The organism is Streptomyces sp. XH2 (assembly GCF_049725035.1).
Classification (GTDB): Bacteria; Actinomycetota; Actinomycetes; order Streptomycetales; family Streptomycetaceae; genus Streptomyces; species Streptomyces roseoverticillatus.
On record NZ_JBMMMZ010000013.1, the window covers coordinates 24,903 to 46,994 of the forward strand.

Annotated in this window: 22 protein-coding genes; 17 read left to right on the forward strand and 5 right to left on the reverse strand. The window is 71.0% G+C overall.

Annotation, left to right across the window (positions count from 1 at the left end; translation table 11 throughout):
* Positions 1 to 26: 26 nt before the first annotated feature.
* Both ACOTKD_RS25605 and ACOTKD_RS25610 read right to left on the reverse strand, forming a co-directional pair.
* Positions 27 to 368: a YnfA family protein gene (locus tag ACOTKD_RS25605; RefSeq protein ID WP_424891375.1), complete on the reverse strand. Its 342-nt coding sequence runs from the start codon at positions 366 to 368 to the stop codon at positions 27 to 29.
* A gap of 36 nt (positions 369 to 404) precedes the next feature.
* On the reverse strand, positions 405 to 1,037 hold the full coding sequence (locus tag ACOTKD_RS25610) for a hypothetical protein (RefSeq protein WP_424891376.1): 633 nt from the start codon (positions 1,035 to 1,037) through the stop codon (positions 405 to 407).
* A 129-nt stretch (positions 1,038 to 1,166) separates the two neighbouring features.
* On the opposite strand from ACOTKD_RS25610, the gene hemL reads away from it, so the two are divergent.
* The 8 genes from hemL to ACOTKD_RS25650 all read left to right on the forward strand — a co-directional run bounded on the left by hemL (position 1,167) and on the right by ACOTKD_RS25650 (position 9,665).
* Positions 1,167 to 2,495 (forward strand): glutamate-1-semialdehyde 2,1-aminomutase, encoded by a 1,329-nt coding sequence (gene hemL / locus ACOTKD_RS25615; protein ID WP_424891377.1) that lies wholly within the window; start codon positions 1,167 to 1,169, stop codon positions 2,493 to 2,495.
* Positions 2,496 to 2,548: 53 nt separating this feature from the next.
* Positions 2,549 to 3,196 (forward strand): histidine phosphatase family protein, encoded by a 648-nt coding sequence (locus tag ACOTKD_RS25620; RefSeq protein ID WP_424891583.1) that lies wholly within the window; start codon positions 2,549 to 2,551, stop codon positions 3,194 to 3,196.
* A gap of 178 nt (positions 3,197 to 3,374) precedes the next feature.
* The gene (locus tag ACOTKD_RS25625; protein ID WP_424891378.1) at positions 3,375 to 4,586 is read left to right on the forward strand and encodes a hypothetical protein; all 1,212 of its coding nucleotides are present in this window, start codon (positions 3,375 to 3,377) and stop codon (positions 4,584 to 4,586) included.
* 97 nt (positions 4,587 to 4,683) lie between these two features.
* Positions 4,684 to 5,307 (forward strand): TlpA family protein disulfide reductase, encoded by a 624-nt coding sequence (locus ACOTKD_RS25630; RefSeq protein ID WP_424891379.1) that lies wholly within the window; start codon positions 4,684 to 4,686, stop codon positions 5,305 to 5,307.
* A gap of 49 nt (positions 5,308 to 5,356) precedes the next feature.
* Complete coding sequence (locus ACOTKD_RS25635; protein ID WP_106677460.1) at positions 5,357 to 6,094, forward strand: cytochrome c biogenesis CcdA family protein; 738 nt, start codon at positions 5,357 to 5,359, stop codon at positions 6,092 to 6,094.
* Positions 6,095 to 6,099: 5 nt separating this feature from the next.
* Positions 6,100 to 7,875 (forward strand): cytochrome c biogenesis protein ResB, encoded by a 1,776-nt coding sequence (gene resB, locus ACOTKD_RS25640; RefSeq protein ID WP_424891380.1) that lies wholly within the window; start codon positions 6,100 to 6,102, stop codon positions 7,873 to 7,875.
* Positions 7,875 to 9,026, forward strand: a complete 1,152-nt coding sequence (gene ccsB, locus ACOTKD_RS25645) for a c-type cytochrome biogenesis protein CcsB (protein WP_424891584.1) — start codon at positions 7,875 to 7,877, stop codon at positions 9,024 to 9,026. The genes resB and ccsB overlap by 1 nt, the downstream gene beginning before the upstream one ends.
* 81 nt (positions 9,027 to 9,107) lie before the next feature.
* The gene (locus ACOTKD_RS25650) at positions 9,108 to 9,665 is read left to right on the forward strand and encodes an SRPBCC domain-containing protein (RefSeq protein ID WP_424891381.1); all 558 of its coding nucleotides are present in this window, start codon (positions 9,108 to 9,110) and stop codon (positions 9,663 to 9,665) included.
* 19 nt (positions 9,666 to 9,684) lie between these two features.
* Here the strand turns inward: ACOTKD_RS25650 and ACOTKD_RS25655 are convergent, their stop codons facing one another.
* On the reverse strand, positions 9,685 to 11,109 hold the full coding sequence (locus ACOTKD_RS25655) for a phosphocholine-specific phospholipase C (protein ID WP_424891382.1): 1,425 nt from the start codon (positions 11,107 to 11,109) through the stop codon (positions 9,685 to 9,687).
* Positions 11,110 to 11,407: 298 nt separating this feature from the next.
* Positions 11,408 to 11,701 carry a PLD nuclease N-terminal domain-containing protein gene (locus tag ACOTKD_RS25660; protein ID WP_424891383.1) on the reverse strand — a complete coding sequence of 98 codons (294 nt, stop codon included), beginning with the start codon at positions 11,699 to 11,701 and terminating at the stop codon, positions 11,408 to 11,410.
* A gap of 86 nt (positions 11,702 to 11,787) precedes the next feature.
* Here ACOTKD_RS25660 and ACOTKD_RS25665 point away from each other — a divergent pair, with 86 nt between their 5' ends.
* The 3 genes from ACOTKD_RS25665 to ACOTKD_RS25675 are packed head-to-tail and all read left to right on the forward strand — an operon-like array spanning position 11,788 to position 14,903.
* Positions 11,788 to 13,239, forward strand: coding sequence for a menaquinone biosynthesis decarboxylase (locus ACOTKD_RS25665; protein WP_424891384.1), 1,452 nt, complete (start codon positions 11,788 to 11,790; stop codon positions 13,237 to 13,239).
* Positions 13,236 to 14,156, forward strand: a complete 921-nt coding sequence (mqnP, locus tag ACOTKD_RS25670) for a menaquinone biosynthesis prenyltransferase MqnP (RefSeq protein WP_424891385.1) — start codon at positions 13,236 to 13,238, stop codon at positions 14,154 to 14,156. Before ACOTKD_RS25665 ends, mqnP begins: the two co-directional genes overlap by 4 nt.
* 51 nt (positions 14,157 to 14,207) lie before the next feature.
* On the forward strand, positions 14,208 to 14,903 hold the full coding sequence (locus ACOTKD_RS25675; RefSeq protein WP_424891386.1) for a UbiX family flavin prenyltransferase: 696 nt from the start codon (positions 14,208 to 14,210) through the stop codon (positions 14,901 to 14,903).
* On the opposite strand, the gene ACOTKD_RS25680 is transcribed toward ACOTKD_RS25675, so the two are convergent.
* A complete protein-coding gene (locus ACOTKD_RS25680; protein WP_424891387.1) occupies positions 14,900 to 15,046 on the reverse strand; it encodes a hypothetical protein in 147 nt (48 codons plus the stop codon). The genes ACOTKD_RS25675 and ACOTKD_RS25680 overlap by 4 nt on opposite strands.
* Before the next feature lie 132 nt (positions 15,047 to 15,178).
* Between ACOTKD_RS25680 and ACOTKD_RS25685 the strand changes: the two genes are divergently transcribed.
* The 6 genes from ACOTKD_RS25685 (at position 15,179) to ACOTKD_RS25710 (ending at position 22,085) form a co-directional block, all read left to right on the forward strand.
* A complete protein-coding gene (locus ACOTKD_RS25685) occupies positions 15,179 to 15,634 on the forward strand; it encodes an Lrp/AsnC family transcriptional regulator (protein ID WP_302861992.1) in 456 nt (151 codons plus the stop codon).
* Between the two features lie 51 nt (positions 15,635 to 15,685).
* Positions 15,686 to 16,849, forward strand: coding sequence for an aminofutalosine synthase MqnE (mqnE, locus tag ACOTKD_RS25690; RefSeq protein WP_424891388.1), 1,164 nt, complete (start codon positions 15,686 to 15,688; stop codon positions 16,847 to 16,849).
* A gap of 97 nt (positions 16,850 to 16,946) precedes the next feature.
* Positions 16,947 to 17,234, forward strand: a complete 288-nt coding sequence (locus ACOTKD_RS25695; protein ID WP_106677464.1) for a DUF4229 domain-containing protein — start codon at positions 16,947 to 16,949, stop codon at positions 17,232 to 17,234.
* Positions 17,235 to 17,627: 393 nt separating this feature from the next.
* Positions 17,628 to 18,911, forward strand: a complete 1,284-nt coding sequence (locus ACOTKD_RS25700) for a dicarboxylate/amino acid:cation symporter (protein ID WP_424891585.1) — start codon at positions 17,628 to 17,630, stop codon at positions 18,909 to 18,911.
* A 133-nt stretch (positions 18,912 to 19,044) separates the two neighbouring features.
* Positions 19,045 to 19,728 (forward strand): TetR/AcrR family transcriptional regulator, encoded by a 684-nt coding sequence (locus ACOTKD_RS25705; protein ID WP_424891389.1) that lies wholly within the window; start codon positions 19,045 to 19,047, stop codon positions 19,726 to 19,728.
* A gap of 473 nt (positions 19,729 to 20,201) precedes the next feature.
* Complete coding sequence (locus tag ACOTKD_RS25710; RefSeq protein WP_424891390.1) at positions 20,202 to 22,085, forward strand: AMP-dependent synthetase/ligase; 1,884 nt, start codon at positions 20,202 to 20,204, stop codon at positions 22,083 to 22,085.
* Positions 22,086 to 22,092 lie beyond the last annotated feature (7 nt).

The following is a 22,092-nucleotide window of genomic DNA, read 5'->3' on the forward strand; positions in this document are numbered from 1 at the left end:
GCGCGGGGTGTCCCCGGGCAGGATATTCAGCGGCCGCGTGGCACGTACATGATGATCGCCACGCCGATGAGGCAGACGAGTGCGCCGAGGACGTCGTAGCGGTCGGGCCGGTAGCCGTCGGCGGCCATGCCCCAGGCGAGGGAGCCGGCGACGAAGATCCCGCCGTAGGCGGCGAGGATGCGGCCGAAGTGGGCGTCGGGCTGGAGGGTGGCGACGAATCCGTAGGCCCCGAGGGCGGCGATGCCGGCGCCGATCCAGGCCCATCCGGGTGCCCGGTGCTCGCGCACGCCCTGCCAGACCAGCCAGGCTCCGCCGATCTCCAGGAGCGCGGCGAGGAGGAAGAGGGCGATGGAGCGGGCGATCAGCATGATCGCAGCGTACGGCGGTGCGGTGCGGGCGTGGGGTTACGGCCAGACGAGGCAGTAGGGCTGGTGGCCGTTCTCGTGGAGGCGGTGGGAGAAGTCCTGCCACTCGCGCAGGAGCTGGTAGACGCCGAAGGCGTCGCGGGGGCCGCCGCGGTCGGGGACCGTGGACCAGATGAAGGCGGCGGCGCCGACGGACTCCTCGCCGATGCCGCGCAGCGGGTCGACGACGGTCATGGGCAGTTTGACGACGGCGTAGTCGGGGTGGAGGACGACCAGTTCGAGCGGGGGGACCTTGTGCAGGGGTATGCCTTCGATGCCGGTGAGCACCATGGCGGCCACGGTCTCCGGCTTGATGCGGGTGAACATGCCGCCCATGCCGAGCTCGTCGCCGCCGAGCTCCTCGGGGCGCATGGAGATCGGGACGTTCGCCGCGGCCGCGCTGCTGGGTGCCCCGAAGTACTTGTAGGTCACCCCCACGCGGCCGCTCCTGTTTCCCGTGCTGTTCGTCTTGCCCGTGCTGCTGCTCGTGCTGCTCGTGTTGTTGTCCGTGCTGTCCGTGAGGTGTTCCTCGCGCCGGTCGCGCCGGCCCCTGTGGCGCCCCCTGCGGGACTGCCGGGCGCGCTCGGGGCCCAGGTCACCGGTGCCCTCACCCAGTCCGCCACCGCGCTGCATATCTCCACCTGACCGCTTTTTCCTACGCAGCACTGCCCCCGCCGCGCAACCCGATCATCGTCTCAGAGACCTCCCCCGTGCAGAGCGTGCGAAACGCCCGGAGCCTAGTCCGGGTGAGGCTCTGAGACTATGGCTAGCGTGAGCTACCCATTTGATGCCCCAGTCTCGCAGGTCCTGTTCGACCGCGCCGCTGTCGTGACGCCCGGCGGCGTGAACTCCCCGGTCCGGGCTTTCCGGGCCGTGGGGGGTACGCCCCGGTTCATGGTGTCCGGCACCGGTCCGTACCTCACCGATGCCGATGGCCGGGAGTACGTCGACCTCGTGTGCTCGTGGGGGCCGATGATCCTCGGGCACGCGCACCCCGAGGTGATCGCGGCCGTCCAGGAGGCGGTGGCCCGGGGGACGTCCTTCGGTACGCCGGGTGAGGGGGAGGTCGCGCTCGCCGAGGAGATCGTCGCGCGCATCGAGCCCGTGGAGCAGGTGCGCCTGGTGTCGTCGGGCACCGAGGCGACGATGTCGGCGATCCGGCTGGCGCGCGGGTTCACCGGCCGCGCCAAGGTGATCAAGTTCGCGGGCTGCTACCACGGTCACGTGGACGCGCTGCTGGCGGCGGCGGGCTCGGGCGTGGCCACGTTCGGGCTGCCGGACACGCCGGGCGTCACGGGCGCGCAGGCCGGGGACACCATCGTGCTGCCGTACAACGACCTGGAGGCGGTGCACGAGGCGTTCCACGCGTTCCCCGGGGAGATCGCCTGTGTGATCACGGAGGCGTCGCCGGGCAACATGGGCGTGGTGCCGCCGCTGCCGGGCTTCAACCAGGGGCTGAAGGACGCGTGCGCCAAGAACGGCGCGCTGTTCATCTCGGACGAGGTGATGACCGGTTTCCGCACGTCGAAGGCGGGCTGGTACGGCGTCGACGGCGTGAAGCCGGACCTGATGACGTTCGGCAAGGTGATGGGCGGCGGCTTCCCGGCGGCGGCGTTCGGCGGCCGGGCCGATGTGATGGCGCACCTGGCTCCGGCGGGCCCGGTCTACCAGGCGGGCACGCTGTCGGGTAACCCGGTGGCGACGGCGGCGGGTCTGGCGCAGCTGCGGCTGCTGGACGACGCGGCGTACGCGAAGGTCGACGCGGTGTCCGCGGAGATCAGCGGTCTGGTGAGCGAGGCGCTGACCAAGCAGGGCGTGGTGCACCGCCTGCAGACGGCGAGCAACATGTTCTCGGTGTTCTTCACCGGGCGCGAGGTGCGGAACTACGACGACGCGAGGGCGCAGGAGTCGTTCCGTTTCAACGCCTTCTTCCACTCGATGCTGTCGCAGGGCGTGTACCTGCCGCCGTCGGCGTTCGAGTCGTGGTTCGTCTCGACGGCGCACGACGAGGCGGCGGTGGAGCGGATCGCGGCGGCGCTGCCGGCGGCGGCGCGTGCGGCGGCCGAGGCGACCGAGGGGGAGGCCAAGTGAGTTCGGCGAAGGACGCGGCGCGGGGGCGGGACGACATCACGGTCGTGCACCTGATGCGCCATGGTGAGGTCCACAACCCGGAGGGCGTGCTCTACGGGCGGCGGGCCGGTTACCACCTGTCGGACCTGGGCCGCCGGATGGCGGACCGGGTGGCGGAGCACCTGGCGGGGCGGGACATCACCCATGTGGTGGCCTCGCCGCTGGAGCGGGCGCAGGAGACGGCTTCGCCGATCGCCAAGACGCACGGGCTGGATCTTGCGACGGACGAGCGGCTGATCGAGGCGGCGAACGTCTTCGAGGGCAAGACGTTCGGGGTCGGTGACGGCGCGCTGAAGAAGCCGGCGAACTGGAAGTACCTGACGAATCCTTTCCGCCCGTCGTGGGGCGAGCCGTACGTCGAGCAGGTCGTGCGGATGATGAGTGCGCTGGACGCGGCGAAGGACGCGGCGCGCGGTCACGAGGCGGTGTGCGTGAGCCACCAGCTGCCGATCTGGATCGTGCGGAGCTTCGTGGAGCGGCGGCGGCTGTGGCACGACCCGCGGAGGCGGGAGTGCACCCTGGCGAGCCTGACGACGTTCACCTATCGGGGGGACAGGATCGTGTCGGTGGGGTACAGCGAGCCGGCCCGGGATCTGGTGCCGGCGCATCTCCTTGCGGGGGCCAAGCCGGTGAAGGGCGGGTCCAAGGCGTTCGGCGCCTGAAACCCTTTCGGCGGAGTCCGGGTTGCTCCGTAAGGCGGCTCCGGCTGCGTAAATGCGGGGCAACTCCGTAAAGACGGGGGAAACTGCGCAACCGCCGTACTCGACGCGCCCTCTCACGCAATGTCGTTTTATATGGACGACAACGGCGTGGGGCACGGCGAGTACGGACGGAGTCGACATGCGCGACATCAGCCGACGGGGTCTCCTCGGGTGGGGTGTGGGAGCGGCCGCGGCGCTGGGCGGCGTCGCCGGCTGCTCGTCCACGGCGGCCCCGGAACGACGCAGCGGTCCGGCGGCGAAGGCCGTCGAGCGGGCGAAGGCCAGGCCGATCGGGGACGGTTCGACGGCGGACGCGGGGCCGCAGCCCAACCAGCCGCCGGAGCCCGAGCGGCTGGAGCCGGGGCAGCGGCCGCCGCAGTTCGTGATCTTCTCGTGGGACGGGGCGGGCGAGGTCGGCAACGGGCTCTTCCCGCGCTTCCGGAAGCTGGCGCAGGACCACAACGCGCGGATGACGTTCTTCCTGTCCGGGCTGTACCTGCTGCCCGAGGCGAAGCGGCACCACTACAAGCCGCCGAACAACCCGGTCGGCGCCTCCGACATCGGCTACCTCACCGACGACCACGTCCGGGCGACGCTTGCGAACGTGCGGGAGGCGTGGCTGGAGGGGCACGAGATCGGCACCCACTTCAACGGCCACTTCTGCTCCGGCGAGGGGTCGGTCGGCAAGTGGGAGGGGGAGGACTGGGAGTCGGAGATCGAGCAGGCGGTCTCCTTCGTCACGGAGTGGCGGACGAACACCGGGTTCGATGATCTGGAGCCGTTGCCGTTCGACTACCGCAAGGAGCTCGTGGGCGCCCGGACGCCGTGTCTGCTGGGGCAGGACAACCTGCTGCCGACGGCGGCGAAGCTCGGCTGGCGCTATGACGCGAGTTCTCCGGGCGGGACGCAGGTGTGGCCGTCGAAGAAGCACGGTCTGTGGGATCTCCCGCTGCAGCAGATTCCCTTTCCCGGGCATTCGTTCGAAGTCCTGTCGATGGACTACAACATCCTCGCCAATCAGTCGAAGAACACCACGCGCGGCCCTTCGGTGCACTATCCGGAATGGCGGCAGCAGGCCCTGGACGCCTATCTCGCCGGATTCGAGCGGGCGTACGAGACGAACAGGGCTCCGTTCTTCATCGGCAACCACTTCGAGGAGTGGAACGGCGGCATTTATATGGATGCGGTGGAGGAAGCTCTGAAACGCATCGCCGACGATCGGTACAAGGACGTGCGGCTGGTCTCCTTCCGCCAGTTCGTGGACTGGCTGGACGCCCAGGACCCGGCCGTGCTGAGCGCGCTGCGCCGGCTGGAGGTCGGCGAGAAGTGGCACGCCAGGGTGGCTGCCTGACCGCCCGCGCGGTCGCGTTCCCGGGCCCCGCCGGGCGCCGGCTCACGTCACAGGGGGGCGCGGAAGATCCCTAAACGGACCATGCGAAACTTTTCACATGAGTGCCTGCCGCGCCCTTCGACGCCCCGGACCACGCCGGCGTATCACCATGCCGGCCATCCTCGCCGCCGCCGCGGCCCTGTCCCTGACCGCCTGCGGCTCGGGCGACAACCCCAAGAGCGGCGGCCAGACCCAGTTCGTGCAGGGCACGGGCGGCGTGAGCGTCGTCAGCGACAAGGGCGGGCGGCAGGACGCGCCCGACCTCTCCGGCAAGACGCTGGAGGGCAAGGAGCTCGACATCGCCAAGGACTACAAGGGCAAGATCGTCGTCCTTAACGTCTGGGGCTCGTGGTGCTCCCCGTGCCGCGCCGAGGCCAAGAACCTCGTCAACGTCGCCAACGACTACAAGGACAAGGGCGTCCAGTTCGTCGGGCTCAACACCCGCGACTCCGACCCCGCCCCGGCGATCAAGTTCGAGAAGGAGTTCGAGGTCCCGTACCCGAGCCTCTACGACTCGGCCGGCAAGCTCCTGCTGCGCTTCCCTGCGGGCAGCCTCAACCCGCAGTCCATCCCCTCCACCGTCTTCATCGACCGCGACGGGAAGATCGCCGCTCGGGCGATCAAGGCGCTGACCGAGGAAGAGCTGCGCAAGACGCTCGACCCGCTGGTCGCGGAGAAGTGACCCCGTGACCCCCGCCACCTCCGCCGCCGTCACGGTCGCCGTCGGCGAGATGAACCAGACGGTGCTCTCCGGGGCGCTGCTGCTGGCCCTGCCCGTCGCCCTGTTCGGCGGGCTGGTCTCGTTCTTCTCGCCGTGCGTGCTGCCGCTCGTCCCCGGCTACCTCTCCTACGTGACGGGGGTCAGCGGCGCGGATCTGGCGGAGTCCCGCAAGGGCCGGATGCTCGCCGGCTCCACCCTCTTCGTGCTCGGCTTCACCTTCGTCTTCGTCTCCATGGGCACGCTCTTCGGCTGGGTCGGCCGGGCGCTGCTGGTCCACCAGGAGACGATCACCAAGGTGATGGGGGTCCTCACCATCGCGATGGGCCTCGCCTTCATGGGTCTGCTGAACAGATTCGGGCAGCGCGAGTTCCGCTTCCACACCCGGCCCACCATGGGCCTGGTGGGGGCGCCGCTGCTGGGCGCGCTCTTCGGGCTCGGCTGGGCCCCGTGCATCGGCCCGACGCTCGCCTCCGTCCTCTCCCTCTCCTCCACCCAGGCCAGCGCCGGGCGCGGCGCGCTGCTGACCGTCGCCTACTGCCTCGGCCTGGGCCTGCCGTTCATCCTCAGCGCGGTGGCCTTCCGGCGCGCGCTGGGTGCGTTCGGCTGGGTCAAGCGGCACTATGCATGGGTCATGCGCGCCGGCGGGCTGATGCTGGTCGTGGTCGGCGTGCTCCTCGTCACGGGGGTGTGGGACAGCATGATCCGCGAACTGCAGACGTGGTCCAGCTCTTTCTCCCCCGAGGTCTGATGTAAATGGGCACGACAGAGACACCCCCCGCCGCCGACGGCGCGGCCGACGAGACGGACGCCGCTGCCGGCTCGCAGCTGTCCACGGCCCCCGAGGAGGAGCGCGGCCAGGCCGTGCCCGGCTCCTTCGGCGGCGTCCGCAAGCCCGGAGCGCTTGGGTACGTGGCCTGGACCGCCCGCGAGGCGATCGGCTGGGCCCGCTGGTTCTGGCGGCAGCTGACCTCCATGCGGGTCGCCCTGATCCTGCTGTTCCTGCTCTCGCTGGCGACCGTCCCCGGCTCGCTCGTCCCGCAGACCGGCGTGGACGCGGTCAAGGCCGAGGAGTGGCGCAAGACCCACGAGACGCTCGGGCCGCTCTACGACAAGCTCGGCCTCTTCCACGTCTACAGCTCGGTGTGGTTCTCCGCGATCTACATCCTGCTGTTCACGTCCCTCGTCGGCTGCATCATCCCGCGCACCTGGCAGTTCGCCGGGCAGCTCCGCGGCCGCCCGCCGGCCGCCCCCCGCAACCTCAAGCGGCTGCCGGCCCACACCACGTGGCGCACGGACGCCGAGCCCGAGCAGGTCCTGGCCGCGGCCCGCGCGCTGCTGAAGAAGCGCCGCTTCCGCACCGAGCGGGGCAGCGACTCCGTGGCCTCCGAGAAGGGCTACCTGCGCGAGGCCGGCAACCTCGTCTTCCACATCGCGCTCATCGTGCTGCTCATCGCCTTCGCCTCCGGGCAGCTGTGGAAGTCCGAGGGTCAGAAGCTGATCGTCGAGGGCGACGGCTTCGCCAACACGCTCGTCCAGTACGACGACTTCAAGTCCGGCTCGCTGTTCACGGCCGACGACCTCAAGCCCTTCAGCTTCTACCTCGACGACTTCGAGGCGACGTACGAGCGCACCGGCCCCCAGCGCGGCACCCCGCGCACCTACGAGGCCCACGTCACCTACCACGAGGGCGCCGACGGGCCCGGCCGCAAGGCCACGGTCAAGGTCAACGAGCCGCTGGAGACCTCCGACTCGAAGGTCTACCTGATCGGCCACGGCTACGCGCCCGTCGTCACCGTCCGCGACGGTCAGGGCGACGTCGCCTTCCGCGGCGGCATCCCGTCCCTGCCGATCGACAACAACATCACCGAGTCGACCGTCCTCAAGGTCGGCGACTACCGCACCAAGGACGGCACGAAGGACCAGATCGGCTTCAAGGGCAACTTCGTGCCCACCTTGGACCTGAAGACCGGCACCATGCTGTCCCAGTTCCCCGACCTGGACAATCCGCGCCTCGTCCTCACCGCCTACCACGGCAGCCTCGGCACCGACAGCGGCACACCGCAGAACGTCTACCAGCTCGACGTGTCCAAGATGAAGCAGTTCAAGGACAAGGACGGCAACCCCTTCGCGCAGGCCCTCAAGGTCGGCGACACCATGACGCTGCCCGACGGCGGCACCCTGAAGTTCGAGGGCATCAAGCCCTGGGCCACCTTCCAGATCTCCCAGCAGCCCGGCAACGCCACCGCCCTCGCCGGCGCGGTCGCCGCCCTCGCCGGCGTCGCCGGCTCCCTGTTCATCCAGCGCCGCCGCGTCTGGGTGCGGGCCGTCCGCGGCAAGGACGGGCACACCGTCGTCGAGCTGGCCGGCCTCGGCCGCAGCGAGTCCGCGAAGCTCCCCGAGGAGCTCGCCGACCTCGCCGGCGCCCTGCAGGCCGACGCCCCGCCCGTGACCGCCACGGACGCCCCCGACCCCGCGGAGTCCGCAGAGTCCGCGGATTCCTCCGCAGCATCCGAAGGAGCGCGCGCGTGATCGCCATCGCTGCCGCAGCCAACGAGAACCTGGCCCACATCAGCAACGTGCTGATCTATTCGGCCATGGCCGTCTACACCCTGGCCTTCCTCGCCCACATCGCCGAGTGGGTGTTCGGCAGCCGGAGCGCCGTCGGCCGCACCGCCGCCGCGATCACCACCGAGGCCGGGGCCGCGCGCGCCGCCGCGGCCGGAGCGAGCGCCCAGGGCGGCGGCACCGCCGTCCTGGAGCGCCCCAAGGTCGTCACCCGCGCCGCCACCGGCAGCCGCGACGTGCCCGACGGCCCCGGCGCCGCCGGCACCAGCGAGAAGGGCGACGTCTACGGCCGCATCGCCGTCTCGCTGACCGTGCTGTCCTTCCTGCTGCACGCCGGCTCGGTGCTCACCCGGGCGCTGTCCGTGCAGCGGGCCCCCTGGGGCAACATGTACGAGTTCTCCACGACCTTCGGCATGACGGTCGTCGGCGTCTACCTCGGCCTGCTGGCCTTCAAGAAGAACGTGCGCTGGCTCGGCCTGCCGCTGACCACCACGATCCTCCTCGACCTCGGCCTCGCCGTCTCCGTGCTCTACACCGAGAGCGACCAGCTCGTCCCGGCCCTCCACTCGTACTGGCTGTGGATCCACGTCTCCACCGCGATCCTGTGCGGCGCCGCGTTCTGGGTCGGCGCCTGCTCCACCCTGCTCTACCTCTTCCGCGACGGCTACGAGGCCCGCCTCGTCGAGGGCCGCACCGGCGCCGGCCTGCGCCGCTACCTGGACGAGCTGCCGCAGGACCGCCGTTACGCCCGCTTCAAGGCCAAGCTCGCGCTGCGCACCGACAACCCCATGTCGCGCCTGCCCGCCGCCGCCACCCTCGACAAGCTGGGCTACCGCATCAACGCGACGGTCTTCCCGCTGTGGACCTTCACGATCATCGCCGGCGCCATCTGGGCCGAGGCCGCCTGGGGCCGCTACTGGGGCTGGGACCCCAAGGAGGTCTGGTCCTTCATCACCTGGGTCGCCTACGCCTGCTTCCTGCACGCCCGCGCGACCGCCGGCTGGAAGGGCCGCAAGGCCGCCTACATCGCCCTGGCCGCCTTCGCCTGCTACATCTTCAACTACTACGGCGTGAACATCTTCGTCACCGGCAAGCACTCGTACGCCGGCGTCTGACCGCCGCGCGTCCCCCCGTACGGCCCGTTTCCCGCGCTTCCCGGAGCGCGGGAGGCGGGCCGCGGTGGTAGAGCTGGGGGTATGGAGATCCCCTCCCTCTACGGGAAGTCCGAGCCGCGAGGTGAGGACAGCCACCTCCTGCGCTACGAGCTGTCGCTGCCCTACCCGCTGCCCGAGGTGTGGATGGCCGTCGCCACCCCCGAGGGCCTGCCGACGTGGCTGGCCGCGGCCGAGCCGTTCGAGCAGCGGGAGGGCGGGGCCATCACGCTGCGCTGGCTGAACACCGACGCCGCCGGGAAGTCCACCGTGGCCCCCGGCCGCGTCACCGCCTGGCAGCCGCGGCGGCTGGCCGAGTACACCGTCGAGATCCACGGCCGGATCCGCTTCGAGCTGGAGGAGGCCCCGGCCGCCGTCGGCGGGACGCTGCTGCACTTCACCAACGAGTTCACCGGCCCCGACACCGTCCGCCTGGACTGCCTGGCGGGCTGGCACCACCACTTCGAGTACCTGCTGGAGGCCCTCGCCGGCCGGCCCGCGGACTGGTCGGGATGGACCCTCGAACGGTGGCGGAAGCTGCGCGCCGAGTACGAGCTGCGCGGCACCGGCGACCCCGGCGCACCGCCCGCGGGCGGCTCCTGAGGGCGCCTCCTGAGGGCCGTCAGCGCCTGGGCCGCCTGCCCTTCTCCTGCTCCGGCGGGGTCTGGCGGGCGCCCGGCAGCGTGGGCTTGGGCAGGTGGGTCACGTCCCACCGGGCCTGCTCCAGCAGCTGCGCGGTGTCCGAGGGCAGCCGCGGCGGGCGCGTGGCCCGGTCGGTGAACCCGAACGCCGAGGTCAGGTCGCCGAAGGCGCGCCGCCGCCAGGCGCTGATGTTCGGCTCCCGCACCCCCGTCCACACCTCCAGGAAGCGCAGCACCGAGGTGTGGTCGAAGGCGTCGCCCGCGGCCCAGCCGCCCACCGTCCACGGCGACACGATCAGGCACGGCACCCGGAAGCCGCCGCCGATCGGCAGCTTCCCCACGAACTCGTCCGCCGTGCCCGCCGGCGGCACCGGCGGCGGCACGTGGTCGAAGAGGCCGTCGTTCTCGTCGTAGTTCAGGATGAAGACCGTCTTCGCCCACACGTCGGGGTTGTCCGCGATGGCCTCGATCTTCCGGGCCACGTAGTCCGCGCCCGCGGCCGGCAGGTAGCGCGGGTGCTCCGACTGCGCCGCCGTCGGGATGATCCAGGAGACGGCCGGCAGCCTGCCGTTGCGGGCGTCCTCCTCGAAGGCGTCCGCGGGCAGCTTGCGCATGCCCCGCTCGTACAGCGGATCGCCCGGCTTCGCGTCCTTGAACTGCTGGAACTGCTCCAGCAGGTTGCAGCCGTAGTTGTCCTCCTCCTGGTACACGCGCCAGCTGACCCCCGCCGCCTGCAGCCGCTCCGCGTACGTCGTCCAGCGGTACGGCTCGGGGGCGGTGTTGTCGATGACGGGGCCGCCGCGGGTGCCGGCCGGGTCGATGGTGCCCGTCATCCAGTACAGCCGGTTGGGCCAGGTGGGGCCCATGACGGAGCAGAAGTAGTTGTCGCAGAGGGTGAAGGCCTCGGCCAGGGCGAACTGGAAGGGGATGTCCTCGCGCGTGTGGTAGCCCATCACGTACGGGCCGTTCGCGCCGTCCGCCTTGCGGTGCGCCGGCATCCAGCGGTCCATCTTCCCGCCGTTCCACGCCTCGTGCTGCACGGACCAGGCGTGGCTGGTGGACGGGATGGCCTGGGCGCTCGACTTGTGCGTGTCGAGGTGGAAGGGCAGCAGGTGGCCCGCGGGGTTCTTCTCGTCGGGCTGGTGGAAGACGTCCTTGCCGTCCGGCAGCTTGATGGCGTCCGGGTCGCCGAAGCCCCGCACGCCCTTGAGGGTGCCGAAGTAGTGGTCGAACGACCGGTTCTCCTGCATGAGCAGGACCACGTGCTCGATGTCGCGCAGCGAGCCGCGCCGGGCCGGGCCGGTGGCGACGGCCCGCTGCACGCTCGGCGGCAGCAGCGACAGTGCGGCGCCGCCGACGGCACCCGCGGCGGAGCCGAGGAGTCTGCGTCGGGTCATGTCGGGCATGGCGTGTGCCCCTCTCCCTGGAGTCGCGTGAGGCCTCAGTGTGGCCTCTCGGACTCTCCCGGCACGGGTGCGTCAAGGGCAGGAGAGGGTGTGTGAACGGGGTGCCAAATGGCTGTGAAGAGGAGCGAGTTGATCCGGTGGGCGGTGCACAGGGGCCGGAATCTGCTTTTCTTATGACCCGATCGGGGGATGACCTGCTACGCCGTACGGCGGGTGACGTGCGGAAGGCCGGGTGACGGCCGGTCGGGCGAATCGTCTGACGAGACGTCAGCTCGCGTCCGGGCCGGCAGGGGCGGGCTCAGCCCGCGGGCGGCGGGTCGCCCTGGTCGCGCCGGAGCGACTTCAGGAACTCGGGGTTGTCGTCGGGCGCGACCCACTTCCGCTCGCCGCCGCGCGCCGCGGCCGCGGCCCGCGGGCGCCCCGCGATCAGCCAGGCGACCGGCCCGATCAGCACCTCGCCGAAGAGCAGGATGACGATCACCCAGGCGAGCTTCGGCAGGCCGCGGACCTCGTTCTCCGGGGTGTTGAGGCAGTCGACGAAGGCGTAGATCCACAGCGCCAGGATCAGCAGGAACGGCAGATACCTGAGCATGTCGGACGGCTCCCCGGAGACGGCGGTACGGGCCGCGCGCGGCCCCGATACGTAGCCAGCGTAGTGCGTGCTTGATACTGGAACGCATGGCTTACGACGACCTTCGCTCGTTCCTCCGGGCGCTGGAGCGCGACGGCGACCTCAAGCGCATCAAGGCGGAAGTCGATCCGTACCTGGAAATCGGCGAGATCACGGACCGGGTGAACAAGGCGGGCGGCCCCGCCCTCCTCTTCGAGAACGTCAAGGGCTCGGCCATGCCGCTGGCCATGAACGTCTTCGGCACCGACCGCCGGCTGCTCAAGGCGCTCGGCCTGACGTCCTACGACGAGATCAGCGACAAGATCGGCGGCCTGCTCAAGCCCGAGCTGCCGCAGGGCTTCACCGGGATGCGCGAGGCGTTCGGCAAGCTCGGCTCGATGGCGCACGTCCCGCCGCGGAAGATCAAGGACGCCCCGGTCCAGGAGGTCGTCCTCACCGGCGACGACGTCGACCTCGACCGGCTGCCGGCGCTCTTCACCTGGCCCGAGGACGGCGGCTCCTTCTTCAACCTGGGCCTCACCCACACCAAGCACCCGGAGACGGGCGTACGGAACCTGGGCCTCTACCGCCTGCAGCGCCACGACAAGCGCACCATCGGCATGCACTGGCAGATCCACAAGGACAGCCGCAACCACTACCAGGTCGCCGCCAAGCGCGGTGAGCGGCTGCCGGTCGCCATCGCCTTCGGCTGCCCGCCGGCCGTGACGTACGCCTCCACGGCGCCGCTGCCCGGCGACATCGACGAGTACCTGTTCGCCGGCTTCATCTCCGGCAAGCGCGTCGAGATGGTCGACTGCAAGACCGTTCCGCTGCAGGTGCCGGCCAACGCCGAGGTCGTCATCGAGGGCTGGCTGGAGCCGGGCGAGATGCTCCCCGAGGGCCCCTTCGGCGACCACACCGGCTTCTACACGCCGCAGGAGCCGTTCCCGGCGCTGACGATCGACTGCGTGACGATGCGGAAGCGGCCGCTGCTGCAGTCCATCGTCGTCGGCCGCCCGCCGACGGAGGACGGCCCGCTGGGCCGGGCCACGGAGCGGTTCTTCCTGCCCCTGCTGAAGATCATCATCCCGGACATCGTGGACTACCACCTGCCGGAGTCCGGCGGCTTCCACAACTGCGCGATCGTCTCGATCGACAAGAAGTACCCCAAGCACGCGCAGAAGGTCATGCACGCCATCTGGGGCGCGCACATGATGTCGCTGACCAAGCTGATCATCGTGGTGGACGCGGACTGCGACGTGCACGACCTCCACGAGGTGTCGTGGCGGGCGCTGGGCAACACCGACTACGCGCGCGACCTGACGGTCGTCGAGGGCCCGGTCGACCACCTCGACCACGCCTCGTACCAGCAGTTCTGGGGCGGCAAGGCGGGCATCGACGCGACGGCGAAGTGGCCCGAGGAGGGCTACACGCGCGACGGGGGCTGGCCGCGGATGGTCGAGTCCGACCCGGAGACGGCGGCGAAGGTCGACCGCCGGTGGAAGGAGTACGGGCTGTGACGTCTGCTGCCGAGGGGGTCCTCAACCCCGGCCCCGCGCCGTCGAGCGGCAAGGTCAAGGCGTTCCTGCGGCTCGTGATGATCGAGCACTCGGTCTTCGCGCTGCCCTTCGCCTACATCGCCACCCTCACCGCGATGTTCAAGACCTACGGCAACGTCCACTGGACGCGGCTGCTGCTGGTCACCGTCGCGATGGTCGGCCTGCGCACGTTCGCGATGGCCTGCAACCGCATCATCGACCGCGAGATCGACGCCCGGAACCCGCGCACGGCGAACCGCGAGATCGTCACCGGCGCGGTGTCCGTGCGCTCGGCGTGGACCGGCGCCGGCATCGCCGTCTTCTTCTTCCTCGGCGCGGCCGCGCTGCTGAACCCGCTGTGCCTGGCGCTGGCCCCGATCGCGGTCGTCCCGATGGTGGTCTATCCGTACGGGAAACGATTCACCGACTTCCCGCACGCGATCCTGGGCCTGGCCCAGGCGATGGGCCCGGTCGGCGCGTGGCTCGCGGTGACGGGGGAGTGGTCGTGGGAGGCGGTGATCCTGGGCCTCGCGGTGGGCGTGTGGATCGGCGGCTTCGACCTGATCTTCGCCTGCCAGGACGTGATGGCGGACCGGGCGCACGGCGTGAAGTCGACCCCGGCGCGCTTCGGCGTCCCGGCGGCACTGCACGGTGCCCGCGTGTGCCACGTGATCACGACGGGGCTGCTGGCCTGGTACGGGGCGGTCACGGACGCGGGGGCGTTCTTCTGGGTGGGGCTGGCCGTGGTGGCCGGTGCCTTCCTCTATGAGCACACGATCGTCAAGCCGCACGACCTGTCCCGCCTGAACAGGGCATTTTTCACGGTCAACGGGTTCATCGGCATTGCGCTTTTCGTGTGCGCCCTGCTGGATCTGGTGGCGCGGGGGCTCGGCGTCTAGCCGGGGCCGCCTCGCGCGGGCGCTCCCGGGCCTGCGGCTAGGCTCGGGGGCGTGGAGCCGTACGAACGTATAACGCAGCGCCCGGAGCGGCGGCCGTGGGTGGTCGGCGTGTCCGGCGCGTCCGGCACGCCCTACGCCGCCGCCGTGGTGCGGGGGCTGCTGGCGGCCGGTGAGGCCGTCGACCTGGTGGTGAGCCGCGCGTCGCGGCTGACGCTGCTGGACGAGACCGGGATCAAGTTCCGTGACGCCCACTGGCAGGAGGACCTGCGCGAGTGGCTGGCGCTGGGTGCCGACGGGAAGCCGCACTTCGCGGAGGCCGCTTTGGAGGACGTCCGGTACTGGCCCGCGGGCGATCTCGCCGCGGGCCCGTCGTCCGGCTCGTATCCGGCGAAGGGGATGCTGATCGTCCCGGCGAGCACGGCGTGCGTGGCCGGGGTGGCGCTGGGGCTGTCGAAGGACCTGCTGCAGCGGGTGGCGAGCGTGACGCTCAAGGAGCGGCGGCCGCTGGTGGTCGCCGTGCGGGAGACCCCGCTGAGCGGGCAGTCGCTGAAGCAGCTGGTGGCGCTGGACGAGGCGGGCGCCGTGGTGCTGCCCGCCTCTCCGGCGTTCTACGCGGGTGCGACGCACATCCAGGATCTGGTGGACTTCGTCGCGGGGCGGGTGCTGGATGCGGCGGGCGTGCCGCACCGGCTGTACCGCCGGTGGAAGGGAGAGCTGGGTGAGGCGCGCTCCCGGGAGGGGGACTAGCGCTTCTTCGCGCGAGCGGCCCGGCTGGTGGCGCGCTCGGCCTTGGCCTCGGCGCGGCGCTCGGCGGACTGGTGGGCACGCGAGCGGTTGGCCAGGTCCTGCATCTCACGCATGCGGGCGTAGGCCATCTCGATCGTGTACACGGTTACGTCACTCCTGAAGGATCGTCGTTGATCTAGCGAGTTGAGCGAAGATTTGCGGGCTGTGAAGCCCTGCATGCCTTAGATTCTACATGAAACGCGGCGAGTTCGCCGATTATTGAAAGGTGCCAGGTTATGGACGCGGTGGACAGGCAGCTCATCCAGGCCCTCCGGGAGAACGGCCGGGCCTCGTACGCGGAGCTGGGCCGGCTGGTCGGCCTCTCCGGGCCGAGCGTCACCGACCGGATCAACCGCCTGGAGGCGGCCGGCGTCATCACGGGCTACCGCGCGACCGTGAACGCCGCGTCGCTCGGCCTGGGCGTCACCGCCCTGATCGGCCTTCAGCTCTCGGACTCCGCCGACCACGAGGACGTCGCCCGCCGGCTGCGCGACCTGGAGGAGATCGAGGACTGCTGGTTCATCGCCGGCGACGACTCGTACATGCTCAAGGTCCGCGTCAGCGACGTGGACGGCCTGGAGCGCACCATCCGCCGGCTGTCCGGCACCAAGGGCGTGGCCCGCACCCGTACCACGATCGTGCTCTCCACGAAGTGGGAGAACCGGGTCGGCGAACTGCCCGACGAGGCGTAGGGATACGCTCGGGAGGGTTCGTAAAGCGGAAGTATCGGAGAGGCGGACGTCATGGACGCGGGGCTCAAGCGCGAGCTGGAGGAGAAGGTCCTCGCCGGGGAGCGGCTGACCCGTGAGGACGGCATCGCCCTCTACGAGTCCGACGACCTGGCCTGGCTGGGCGGGCTCGCCCACCACGTCCGCACGCAGAAGAACGGCGACGTCGTCCACTTCAACGTCAACCGTCACCTGAACATGACGAACGTGTGCACGGCGTCGTGCGCGTACTGCTCGTTCCAGCGCAAGCCGGGCGAGAAGGACGCGTACACGATGCGCATCGAGGAGGCCGTCCGCCTCGCCAAGGCGATGGAGAGCGAGAACCTCACCGAGCTGCACATCGTCAACGGCCTCCACCCGACGCTGCCCTGGCGCTACTACCCGCGCTCGCTGAAGGCCCTCAAGGAGGCGCTGCCGAACGTCTCGCTGAAGGCCTTCACCGCCACCGAGATCCAGCACTTCGAGAAGATCTCCGGCCTGCCGGCCGACGAGATCCTCGACGAGCTGATCGACGCCGGCCTGGAGTCGCTGACCGGCGGCGGCGCGGAGATCTTCGACTGGGAGGTCCGCCAGCACATCGTCGACCACGACACCCACTGGGAGGACTGGTCGCGCATCCACCGCCTGGCGCACTCCAAGGGCCTCAAGGGCCCGGCGACGATGCTCTACGGCCACATCGAGGAGCCGCGCCACCGCGTCGACCACGTCCTGCGGCTGCGCGAGCTGCAGGACGAGACCGGCGGCTTCCACGTCTTCATCCCGCTGCGCTACCAGCACGACTTCGTGGACATGAAGGACGGCAAGATCCGCAACCGCCTCCAGGCCCGCACGACGATGGCGTCGGGCGCCGAGGCGCTGAAGACCTTCGCGGTCTCGCGGCTGCTGTTCGACAACGTCCCGCACGTCAAGGTGTTCTGGGTGATGCACGGCGTGCAGACCGCGCAGCTCGCGCTGCAGCACGGTGCGGACGACATGGACGGCTCGGTCGTCGAGTACAAGATCACGCACGACGCCGACAACTACGGCACGCCCAACAAGCTCACCCGTGACGACCTGCTGGAGCTGATCCGCGAGGCCGGCTTCCGCCCGGTGGAGCGCAACACCCGCTACGAGGTCATCCGCGAGTACCCGGGCCCGGACGCCTCGCTGCGCGAGTCGCCGCAGGCGATGCGCCTCTGAGATCCACTTCGGGGCGTGCTGTACTGGTTTGACTGCTGTGCTGATTTGACTGAAGTACGTGCCCCTTTCGGTCGTCGTCGAGAAGAAGGTCCCGTCCGTGAGTAGCCAGAAGTACGCGTCGCTCCGCTACACCGCCCTGCGATTCGGCCTGCTCATCGGCTGCTTCGCCGTCGTCTACGTGCTCTGCTACGCGCACGTCATCCCGCTGGGCGTGGGCAGCTCGAACCTCATGTGGATGGTGCTGCTCTCGCTGATCCTGTCCGCGCCGCTGAGCTGGGTGCTGCTGCGCAAGCAGCGCGACGCGATGTCCGTGCAGATCGTGGAGCGCGTGGACCGTGCGAAGGCGGCGATCAACGCCAACGCCGGCCAGGAGGACGGGGTGTAAGCCTCGTCACGTTTGCCCGATTTTTCGCCGGTGCCCCGGCGTGGAGCCACCCGCTCCACGCCGGGGCACCGGCGTTTCCGGCGGGGTTCCGGTGTCCCGCGGACCCAAAGAAGACCTTTGGGCTCCTCAAAGTCCGGGTGTTAACGTGTTGGACATGAAGACAGCAGCAGCGCACCAGTTCCCCACGGGCCCCGTGCTCGTGGCGCGCCTGCACGTCGATCTTTGCCGCTGTGTCACCGCGGCCTGTTGTCGCCGCTGACGCATGTCCACCGCGGCCGGAGATCCTGCGCAAACGGATTTCCTCGGCGCCTCACGCCCTTTTTCTTCCGTCTGTAACCGGAGATTCCGTTGTCATCGACACCCCCGTCCCCCACGGCGTCCGTCCGCGGGCGCATGCCCAAGGTCCCGTTCTGGGCCCAGATCCTGCTCGGTCTCGTCGTCGGCGCGCTGCTCGGCTGGGCCGCCAAGAGCGGTGACATCTCCTGGCTGTCCACCACGCTGGGCAAGATCGGCGACATCTTCGTTCAGCTGCTGATGCTGGTCATCGCGCCGCTGGTGTTCTTCGCGATCCTGGTCTCGATCACCAACCTGCGGAACGTCTCCAACGCCGCCCGGCTGGCCACCCGCACCCTGATGTGGTTCATGATCACGTCGCTGATCGCGGTCGTGATCGGCCTGGGCATCGGCCTGCTCACCGACCCGGGCGCGGGCACCGGCCTGACCGCCGCCGACGGCGCCGAGCCCAAGAAGCACGGCTCCTGGCTGGACTTCCTCACCGGCATCATCCCGACCGACGTCGTCACGCCCTTCACCCAGCTCAAGGTCCTGCAGATCGTCTTCATGGCCGTGGTCGTGGGCATCGCGATCCTGAAGACCGGCGAGAAGGCGAAGCCGGTCCTCACCCTCAGCCACTCCGTGCTGGAGCTGCTGCAGAAGGCCCTGTGGTGGGTCATCAAGCTCGCCCCGCTGGGCACGCTGGGCCTCGTCGGCACGGCCATCTCCACGTACGGCTGGAACCTGCTCAGCAAGTACGCGACGTTCACCGCGGACATCTACGTCGGCTGCGCCCTCGTCCTGTTCGTGGTCTACCCGCTGCTGCTGGCCGGCGTCGGCAAGGTCAACCCGCTGCAGTTCTTCCGGGGCGCCTGGCCCGCCATCCAGCTGGCCTTCGTCTCCCGCTCCTCGGTGGGCACGATGCCGCTGACGCAGAAGGTCACCGAGCGCCTGGGCGTGCCCAAGGAGTACGCGTCCTTCGCCGTGCCGTTCGGCTCGACGACCAAGATGGACGGCTGCGCCTCGATCTACCCGGCCATCGCCGCGATCTTCGTCGCGCAGGTCTTCGACGTGCCGCTGGAGGTCAAGGACTACATCCTGATCGCCTTCGTCTCGGTGATCGGCTCGGCCGCGACCGCCGGCCTGACCGGCGCGACGGTGATGCTGACCCTGACGCTGTCGACGCTGGGCCTGCCGATGGCGGGTGTGGGTCTGCTCCTGGCGATAGACCCGATCGTGGACATGATGCGTACGGCAACGAATGTCGCCGGCCAATCCGTCGTCCCGATCCTGGTGGCCTCCCGCGAGGGCATCCTGGACCGCGAGGCGTACGCGACGGCCGACGGCTCCCGCCTGGACGACGAGCCCCGTGCGGAGGCCGCGCCGCAGCCCGTGGCGGCCTGACGGACGGCGTGCGAGGGCCGCTGCTGACGGGATCTTGACTGACCCGTCCGTAGGTAAGGCCCGAACGGCCCTACCCCGCATCCCTCCGCCCCGTAACATTACCTGCCGGTAACGTGACGACGGGGGCGGAGGGATGTTTGTCGTGACTGCTGCTGCACAGACCAGGCCCAAGCGCATGCCGCGGGAGGTGCGCGAGCGCCAGATGCTCGACGCCGCCGTGGCCGTCTTCGCCCGGCGCGGGTACCGGGCCGCGTCGATGGACGAGATAGCCGAGCTCGCCGGGGCGTCGAAGCCCCTGGTCTACCTCTACCTGAACTCGAAGGAAGACCTCTTCAGCGCCTGCATCCGGCGCGAGGCCGAGGCGCTCATGGCGGCCGTGCGGGCCGCCGTGGACCCGGGGGCGCCGGCCGACCGGCGGCTGTGGAACGGGCTGCGCGGGTTCTTCGCCCACACGGCCGCCCACCCCGACGGCTGGGCCGTCCTGCACTGCCAGGCGCGCACCCACGGCGAACCGTTCGCCCTGGAGGTGGGCGCCCTGCGGCAGCAGCTCGTCGACGTGGTCACCCAGCTGATCACCGAGACGGCCGCGGACGGCGGCTGCACCGTGCCGCTGCCCGAGACCGAGGTCGCCGGCCTCGCCCACGCCCTGGTGGGCGCGGCCGAGTCGCTCGCCGGCTGGTCCAACGAACGCGACGGCGCCCCCTCCGAGCAGGAGACGGCGGCGACGCTGATGAACTTCGCGTGGACCGGGCTGGAGAACCTGGCCCACGGGCGGCGCTGGGCGCCCGTCGCCGCGGGCGGCGGTGCGCGGACGTAGTGCGGACGTAGTGCCACCGGCAGGCGGCCAGTCCGCCGGACCCTTGCCGTCGCGGTTGCGCGCCGCTGCGGCGGGGGTTCTCGCTGGTGCGGGCTCTCTCTTTCCGCGCGGGGCTCGCGGGGCGGAGCCTTCGGCGCGGGCGGTCCTTTTCCGCCGCTGCGGCGGGGCACTCCGACGGTGAGTTCCGGCGGTGCCGGACCGGCCCGCGGGGTGTTCCGCCGAACCCTCGCCGCGGGGGTGTCTTGCCGTTGCGGCGGGGGTTCTTGCTGCCGAAGGCGCTTCTCTTTCCGCCGCGGCGGAAAGACGCTGCGGCGGTGCGTTCCGGCGGTGCCGGGCCGGCCCGCGCCCCGCGCAGCGGAGCGGCGTTCGGCGAATAACGGCCGTCCAGGCCCTCCCGCGGTCTTCAAAAGCGTGGCTCCCCGGGCGTAGATTGCCGCCACTTACCGACTGGTAGCCCCCGTAGGGAGCCGCACGTGTCCATTCCGTACACCGCAGCCCCACCCCGCATCACCTTCGTCGACGGCGTCGTCCGCGAAGCGTCCCTCCCTCCGCTCGTCCCGCCCGTGGCGCGGGGCTCGCTCGGCGACCTGCCCTTCGACAACGCCGCCGAGGCCCCCGCCGACCCCGTCCTCAGCCGCAAGCAGCCCGACGGCACCTGGCGCGACGTCAGCGCCGCAGCCTTCGCGGCCGAGGTGCTCGCCACCGCCAAGGGCCTGATCGCCCACGGGCTGCGGCCCGGCGACCGGCTCGCCATCATGGCCCGCACCCGCTACGAGTGGACGCTGCTGGACTTCGCCGCCTGGGCCGCCGGGCTGGTCACCGTCCCCGTCTACCCCACCTCCTCCGCCTCCCAGGTCCGCTGGATCCTGCAGGACTCCGGGGCCGCCGCCTGCGCCGTCGAGGGCCCGGACCACACGCGCCTGGTGGAGGGGGAGCGCGCCGTGCTCCCGGGCCTCGCCCACCTGTGGGAGTTCGACGCCGGCGCCGTCCCCCGCCTGGTGGCGGCCGGGCGCGGCCTGCCCGACGACGCCGTGGCCGAGGCCCGCGCCGCCCGCGGCCCCGGCGACGTCGCCACCCTCATCTACACCTCGGGCACCACCGGCCGCCCCAAGGGCTGCGTCCTCACCCACGCCAACTTCTTCGCCGAGGCCGACAACTCCACCGAGCTGCTGCACCCCGTCTTCAAGGCGGTCAGCAAGGAGCCCGCCGCCACCCTCCTCTTCCTGCCGCTCTCGCACGTCTTCGGCCGGACCGTCGCCGTCGGCTGCATGCGCGCCCGCGTCCGCGTGGGCCACGCCCCGTCCCTGCGCACCGAGGACCTGCTGGCGGACCTCGCCGGCTTCCGGCCCACGTTCCTGCTGGTCATCCCGTACGTGCTGGAGAAGGTCTACAACACCGGCCGCGCGACCGCCGAGAAGCTGGGCCGCGCCGCCTCCTTCGACCGCGCCGCCCGCGTCGCCCGCCGCTACGGCGAGGCGGAACTGGCCCGCCGGCACGGCAGCGGCCCCGGGCCCGGCCCCGGCCTGCGGATCGCCCGGGCGCTGTACGACCCGCTGGTCTACCGCCGGATCCGGGCCGCCCTCGGCGGCGGGGTCCGCTACGTGATCAGCGGCGGCTCCCCGCTCGGCGAGCGCCTCGCGGCTTTCTGCGTGGGCGCGGGCATCGACGTCTTCGAGGGCTACGGGCTCACCGAGACCACGGCCGCCGCGACCCTCACCCCGCCGCACCGCCCCCGCCTGGGCACCGTCGGCTGGCCGCTGCCGGGCGGCGCCGTGCGGATCGCGGAGGACGGCGAGGTGCTGCTGCGCGGCGGGCACGTCTTCGCCGGCTACTGGGACGGCGAGCGCGGGGAGGCGGTGCCCGCGGCGCCGGGGGAGTGGTTCCCCACCGGGGACCTGGGCGCGCTGGACGCGGACGGCTACCTCACCATCACCGGCCGCAAGAAGGAGCTGCTGGTCACCTCCGCCGGCAAGAACGTCGCCCCCGCGCCGCTGGAGGACCGGCTGCGCGCGCATCCGCTCGTCGGCCAGTGCATGGTGGTCGGCGACGACCGCCCGTACGTCACGGCCCTGCTGACCCTGGAGCCCGACGGGATCGCCCACTGGGTGCGCATGCACCGCAAGGAGGGGCTGGCGCCGGAGGAGCTGGTGCGGGACGGGGAGCTGCTCGCGGAGCTGCAGACGGCGGTGGACGACGCGAACGCGACGGTCTCGCGGGCGGAGTCGATACGGCGCTTCGCCGTCCTGACCGTCGACTTCACGGAGGACGCCGGCCACCTCACGCCGTCCCTGAAGCTCAAACGCGCGGTGATAGCCCGGGACTTCGCGGACGAGGTGGAGCGGCTGTACGAGCGCTGAGCGGGGA

Coding starts and splice junctions, on each gene's coding strand:
- ACOTKD_RS25660 (WP_424891383.1), bottom strand. CDS start 11,701: ATGCTCAGGTATCTGCCGTTCCTGCTGATCCTGGCGCTGTGGATCTAC.
- ACOTKD_RS25605 (WP_424891375.1), bottom strand. CDS start 368: ATGCTGATCGCCCGCTCCATCGCCCTCTTCCTCCTCGCCGCGCTCCTG.
- ACOTKD_RS25685 (WP_302861992.1), top strand. CDS start 15,179: ATGGACGCGGTGGACAGGCAGCTCATCCAGGCCCTCCGGGAGAACGGC.
- ACOTKD_RS25705 (WP_424891389.1), top strand. CDS start 19,045: ATGTTTGTCGTGACTGCTGCTGCACAGACCAGGCCCAAGCGCATGCCG.
- ACOTKD_RS25650 (WP_424891381.1), top strand. CDS start 9,108: ATGGAGATCCCCTCCCTCTACGGGAAGTCCGAGCCGCGAGGTGAGGAC.
- hemL (WP_424891377.1), top strand. CDS start 1,167: ATGGCTAGCGTGAGCTACCCATTTGATGCCCCAGTCTCGCAGGTCCTG.
- resB (WP_424891380.1), top strand. CDS start 6,100: ATGGGCACGACAGAGACACCCCCCGCCGCCGACGGCGCGGCCGACGAG.
- ACOTKD_RS25625 (WP_424891378.1), top strand. CDS start 3,375: ATGCGCGACATCAGCCGACGGGGTCTCCTCGGGTGGGGTGTGGGAGCG.
- ACOTKD_RS25620 (WP_424891583.1), top strand. CDS start 2,549: ATGCGCCATGGTGAGGTCCACAACCCGGAGGGCGTGCTCTACGGGCGG.
- ACOTKD_RS25630 (WP_424891379.1), top strand. CDS start 4,684: ATGAGTGCCTGCCGCGCCCTTCGACGCCCCGGACCACGCCGGCGTATC.
- ACOTKD_RS25610 (WP_424891376.1), bottom strand. CDS start 1,037: ATGCAGCGCGGTGGCGGACTGGGTGAGGGCACCGGTGACCTGGGCCCC.
- ACOTKD_RS25665 (WP_424891384.1), top strand. CDS start 11,788: ATGGCTTACGACGACCTTCGCTCGTTCCTCCGGGCGCTGGAGCGCGAC.
- mqnE (WP_424891388.1), top strand. CDS start 15,686: ATGGACGCGGGGCTCAAGCGCGAGCTGGAGGAGAAGGTCCTCGCCGGG.
- ACOTKD_RS25655 (WP_424891382.1), bottom strand. CDS start 11,109: ATGCCCGACATGACCCGACGCAGACTCCTCGGCTCCGCCGCGGGTGCC.
- ACOTKD_RS25635 (WP_106677460.1), top strand. CDS start 5,357: ATGAACCAGACGGTGCTCTCCGGGGCGCTGCTGCTGGCCCTGCCCGTC.
- ACOTKD_RS25700 (WP_424891585.1), top strand. CDS start 17,628: ATGCCCAAGGTCCCGTTCTGGGCCCAGATCCTGCTCGGTCTCGTCGTC.